This window comes from Microbacterium sp. B19, assembly GCF_000333395.1.
Taxonomy (GTDB): Bacteria; Actinomycetota; Actinomycetes; order Actinomycetales; family Microbacteriaceae; genus Microbacterium.
This window is the reverse complement of record NZ_BADA01000009.1, coordinates 1-4,688: the sequence shown is the minus strand read 5'-3', so window position 1 is coordinate 4,688 and position 4,688 is coordinate 1. Positions and strand designations below refer to the sequence as shown.

The following is a 4,688-nucleotide window of genomic DNA, read 5'->3' as shown; positions in this document are numbered from 1 at the left end:
ACCGGGTCGCTCGCCCGTGGTCGTGACGGCGAGCTCGACGTGTGCGCCCTCTTCCGCGTCGCGCTCCTCCGCGACGACGGCCGTGACGACGGCGGCGACGTCGATCGGTCCCGGGTCGACGCCCCCGCGCCGCCCCACCCGCGCGAGCGTCAGGAGGGCCTCGGTGAGGCGGATCGCCCGCTCGTTCGTCGCCTTGAGGCGGGGGAGGAGGACGGCGAGGTCGACGCCGTCCGGGTCGGCGCGCGCGACCTCCAGCAGAGTCCGCATCGTCGCGAGCGGCGTCCGCAGTTCGTGCGAGGCGTTGGCGGCGAACCGCTGCTGCTCCTCGAGGGTCTCGCTCAGGCGCGCGATCATCGCGTCGAGGGTGTCCGCCAGATCGGTGAGCTCGTCGCGACGCCCGGGCAGGTCGACGCGCTGCCCGAGGTCGCCGTCGCGCACCGCGCCCGCGGCATCCGTGATCCGTGTGAGGGGCCGCAGCATGATCCCGGCGACGATCCACCCGCCGCCGAGCCCCACGACCGCGAGGCCGGCGACGGTCCACCACGCGTAGCGGACGAACGCGGCGATGAGGTCGCGCCGGGCGGGAGTGAACTCGCCGCTGTCGGCGAAGAGATTCCCGTCGGGGAGGAAGCGCAGGACGAGGAACCCGAGCGTGAAGACCGCGATGCCGACGAGCACGACGAACACCGCGTAGCTGAGCGTGAGCTTCACCCGGACGGACAGGCCCGGCGGACGCTCACGCATCCGCGGGTCCCATGCGATATCCCACGCCCGCGACGGTCTGGATGAGCCAGGGTTCGCCGAGGCGCTTGCGCAGCGTGGAGATCGTGATGCGCACCGCATTGGTGAAGGGGTCGGCGTTCTCGTCCCACGCCCGCTCGAGGAGAGCCTCGGCGCTGACGACCCCGCCCGCGGCGGTCATGAGCACCTCCAGGACGGCGAACTGCTTCCGGGTCAGGGCGACGTAGTGACCGTCGCGGAAGACCTCGCGGCGGAACGGATCCAGACGGATGCCGTGCTGCTCGAGGACCGGCGGGGTCGCGGCCGTACGGCGGCGCTCGAGCGCGCGCAGGCGCAGCACCAGCTCCCGCAGCACGAACGGCTTGGTCAGGTAGTCGTCCGCGCCGCTCGCGAAGCCGGTGACCTTGTCGTCCAGGCGATCGGCGGCGGTGAGCATGAGCACCCGCGGCGCTCCGGGCTGCCCGGAGAGGTGCCGGGCGATGTCGTCACCGTTCGGGCCCGGGATGTCGCGGTCCAGCACGACCACGTCGTAGCCGGTGTGGCTCAGACGCTCCAGGGCGGTGTCGCCGTCCCCGGCGATGTCGGCGGCGATCGCCTCGAGCCGCAGTCCGTCGCGGATCGCCTCGGCGAGGAAGGGCTCGTCCTCGACGATCAGCACGCGCATCCCGTCATCGTAGGCGCGCCGATGTATCGGGAGTGTATGTAGCGTGGCGGGATGGCGACCCGCGTGCTCCTCGTGGCCGACACCCACGTTCCGAAGCGGGCGCGGCACCTGCCCCGCGAGCTGCTGCGCACGGCGGCCGAGGTCGATCTGATCGTGCACGCGGGCGACTGGGTGGAGGTCGACGTTCTCGACGAAATCGGCGCACTGGCGCCGGTGCTGGGCGTCTGGGGCAACAACGACGGGGCGGCCCTGCGCGCGCGGCTGCCCGAGGTCGCGCGCGCCGAGATCGACGGGGTCCGCGTCACGGTGATCCACGAGACCGGTCCGACCGCGGGTCGCGAGAAGCGGATGGATGCCACCTTCCCGGACGCGGATCTCCTCGTGTTCGGGCACAGCCACATCCCGTGGGACACGGTGACGCCGCGCGGGCTCCGCCTCCTCAATCCGGGATCGCCGACGGACCGACGCCGGCAGCCCGACTGCACCCTCATGACCGCCACGCTCGCCGACGGCGGCGTCCACGACGTCCGCTTTCGCGCGGTGTCGCGGGACTGAGGCGTATCGCCGACGTATCGTCGCGCGCATACGCGCTGGCAACGCGGCCCGGACTCGACTGGGGGCGTGAGTACCTCGGCATCCCTTCTCGCCCGCCACGTCCTTCGACGTCGGATCGCCCTGCTCGCCGGGTGCGGCCTCGCGATCGTGATCCTCGCCTCGGTGCTCTTCCTCGCGGCGTCGACGACGATGTCGGGGTTCACCGCGCGCATCGTGGCCGGAGCGGCGGCGCCGCCGACCGCGGACGACGGGGTGATCGACGCCGACGCTCCTCTGACCGTGGACGACGACGACCACTCCGCGATGACCCGGCTCGACCCCGCTCTGCGCGATGCGCTGCGGGCGGCGCAGGCCGCCGCCTCAGCGGAGGGGATCACGTTCGAGGTCACGAGCGGGTGGCGCAGCGACGGCTACCAGCGGTGGCTCCTGACCGACGCGATCCGCACCCACGGGAGCCGGGAGATCGCGGAGCAGTACGTCGCCGCGCCCGAGGTCTCGAGTCACGTCACCGGACACGCCGTCGACATCGGACCGCTCGACGCGCAGCTCTGGCTCGCCGATCACGGACGCGAATGGGGACTGTGCCAGACCTACGCGAACGAACGCTGGCACTTCGAGCGGGCGACGGATGCCGGGGGAGAGTGCCCCACCCCGCATCTCGACGCCCGCGGCTGACCCCCGTCAGACGCGTCGCGCCGCCGAGGTCAGCGGGCACTCGAACGGGTCGCGAGCGGCGAGGCCCACGCGGTTCAGGTACGCGATGACGATCCCGTAGGACTGGAGGAGCGTCGTCTCGACGTACGGCACCTGCAGCGTCTGGCAGTGCTCGCGCACGATCTCGCGCGCGCGGCTGAGGTACGGCCGCGGCATGTTCGGGAACAGGTGGTGCTCGATCTGGTAGTTGAGGCCGCCCATGAGCCAGGTCGCCCACCAGCCGCCGGAGATGTTGCGGGACGTGCGCACCTGCTTGCTGAAGAAGTCGAGCTTGGCGCCCGGCGCGATGACGGCCATGCCCTTGTGGTTGGGGGCGAACGACGCGCCCATGTACACACCGAACACCGCGAGCTGCACGCCGAGGAATGCGAACGCCATCCCGAGCGGGAGGAACACGAACACCGGGGCGACGAAGAGCGCCATACGGAGGGCGAGGAGGCCCAGCTCGGTCCAGCGTCCCTTGACCTCGCCGCGGGAGACGAGGTGGCGGATCGCCAGCGCGTGGAGGTTCAGGCCCTCGAGCGTGAGGAGGGGGAAGAACAACCAGCCCTGTCGCTGGGTGATCCAGCGCTGGATGCCGCGAGCCTTGGCGGCATCCTCGTCGAGGAACGAGATCGTGTCGATCTCGATGTCGGGGTCCTTGCCGACGCGGTTGGGATTGGCGTGGTGCCGGGTGTGCTTGGTGGCCCACCACGACTGGCTCATACCGACGACGCCGTTGCCGATCCACAGCGCGAGGCGGTCGTTGGCCCGCCCGGAAGCGAAGATCTGGCGGTGGTTCGCCTCGTGCGCGAGGAAGGCGACCTGGGTGAACAGGATGCCGAGGGCGGCGGCGATGAGCAGCTGGAACCAGCTGTCACCGAGGAGGACGAAGCCGGTGATCGCCCCGCCGAAGCCGAGGACGATGGCCGCGCCGACGAGGGAGTAGAAGACGGGGGTGCGGGCCAGGAACCCGCTCTCGCGGACGACCTGCGAGAGTTCCGTGTAGGCCCTGGCGATCGGGGGGAATTCGGTGGTGCCGGAATAGGTCTGACGGACGGGGCCGAGTCGGGACTCGACGATGGTGGAGGCGATGAAGATGCTCCTCGCGATGATGACCGAAGTCGGGAACCGAGGCGTTTACCCGGGCTGAGGCTCACACTACGGGGGAGTCCATAAGCGTGTCGGTATACGCCCTCATGCACGGCATATTCACCGGAACCCGGCACCTCGCGGACACCGCTTCATCGTTCGCCGGGTATCGCGTTGCGTGAACGCGGCGAAGGCCGGGCGGCCGCCGAAGCGGCCCTCCCGGCCTTCGCTGAGGAGCGTGAGCTCAGAGGGGGCGGATGTTCGCCGCCTGCATGCCCTTGGGGCCCTGCTCAGCGTCGAATTCGACCTTCTGTGCTTCCTGCAGCTCCTTGAAGCCATTGCCCTGGATCGCGCTGAAGTGCGCGAACAGGTCGGCCGAGCCGTCGTCGGGTGCGATGAACCCGTAGCCCTTCTCGGAGTTGAACCATTTCACGGTGCCAGTGGCCATCGTGTTCTTCCTTTTTCTTCGTGGGCCGCGATTGCGGCCGGGTGCGCCGCTCCGACGCATGCGGAGCGGACGGGGACGCCGCGCGACCGGGAGGGTCGTGCGAACGCGGTGGACGTCGACGGCGGACTGGGCCGCGGCGACGGAGTCGTGGATGCCGAGATCTTCACCGCGCGCCCCTTGGGCTTCGAAGCCCGAGGGGACGGCGCCGACGAAACCGGCGTACGCCGAATCGACCGTCGCGACGAACACGTCGAGATCGGCCTGGCGCCACGACAGAGGCGGGGGGAGGAGAGGAGACACGCGAACTTTCCGCGGCCGATGGGCGACCGGGGGTCGCGCCCACGCAGACCGCGCGGAGATGAGGAGGGAATGGCATCGATCACGGCTCGGTGCCGTGCGCCCGGCATCTCAGCGATGAGGCGGACGTCGATGAAGCTGATCCCAGAACGAATACTCCACGGTAGCACGGATGGTGTACCCGGCACGAGGGGCCGG

The 4,688-nt window shown here is 70.6% G+C and carries 6 protein-coding genes; 2 read left to right on the top strand and 4 right to left on the bottom strand.

All coding sequences use genetic code 11. The features are described from left to right. Together I5G_RS19625 and I5G_RS00215 are read right to left on the bottom strand one after the other, a co-directional pair. Positions 1–744: histidine kinase dimerization/phospho-acceptor domain-containing protein (locus I5G_RS19625; protein WP_022877251.1), on the bottom strand; the 744-nt coding region annotated here is incomplete at its 3' end. Beyond that, positions 737–1,405: a response regulator transcription factor gene (locus I5G_RS00215; protein WP_026095527.1), complete on the bottom strand. Its 669-nt coding sequence runs from the start codon at positions 1,403–1,405 to the stop codon at positions 737–739. The genes I5G_RS19625 and I5G_RS00215, both read right to left, overlap by 8 nt. 51 nt (positions 1,406–1,456) lie before the next feature. On the opposite strand from I5G_RS00215, the gene I5G_RS00210 reads away from it, so the two are divergent. Next, entirely contained in the window at positions 1,457–1,960 is a 504-nt protein-coding gene (locus I5G_RS00210) for a metallophosphoesterase family protein (RefSeq protein WP_026095526.1), read from the top strand. A 66-nt stretch (positions 1,961–2,026) separates the two neighbouring features. Next, on the top strand, positions 2,027–2,635 hold the full coding sequence (locus I5G_RS19620; protein ID WP_022877248.1) for a M15 family metallopeptidase: 609 nt from the start codon (positions 2,027–2,029) through the stop codon (positions 2,633–2,635). Between the two features lie 6 nt (positions 2,636–2,641). Here the strand turns inward: I5G_RS19620 and I5G_RS00200 are convergent, their stop codons facing one another. Both I5G_RS00200 and I5G_RS00195 read right to left on the bottom strand, forming a co-directional pair. Next, a complete protein-coding gene (locus I5G_RS00200) occupies positions 2,642–3,748 on the bottom strand; it encodes an acyl-CoA desaturase (protein WP_083896489.1) in 1,107 nt (368 codons plus the stop codon). 241 nt (positions 3,749–3,989) lie between these two features. Further along, a complete protein-coding gene (locus tag I5G_RS00195; RefSeq protein ID WP_026095524.1) occupies positions 3,990–4,193 on the bottom strand; it encodes a cold-shock protein in 204 nt (67 codons plus the stop codon). Positions 4,194–4,688 lie beyond the last annotated feature (495 nt).

Excerpts from the sequence above, each read along its gene's own strand:
- I5G_RS00215 (WP_026095527.1), bottom strand. The coding sequence starts at position 1,405 with ATGCGCGTGCTGATCGTCGAGGACGAGCCCTTCCTCGCCGAGGCGATC.
- I5G_RS00210 (WP_026095526.1), top strand. The coding sequence starts at position 1,457 with ATGGCGACCCGCGTGCTCCTCGTGGCCGACACCCACGTTCCGAAGCGG.
- I5G_RS00195 (WP_026095524.1), bottom strand. The coding sequence starts at position 4,193 with ATGGCCACTGGCACCGTGAAATGGTTCAACTCCGAGAAGGGCTACGGG.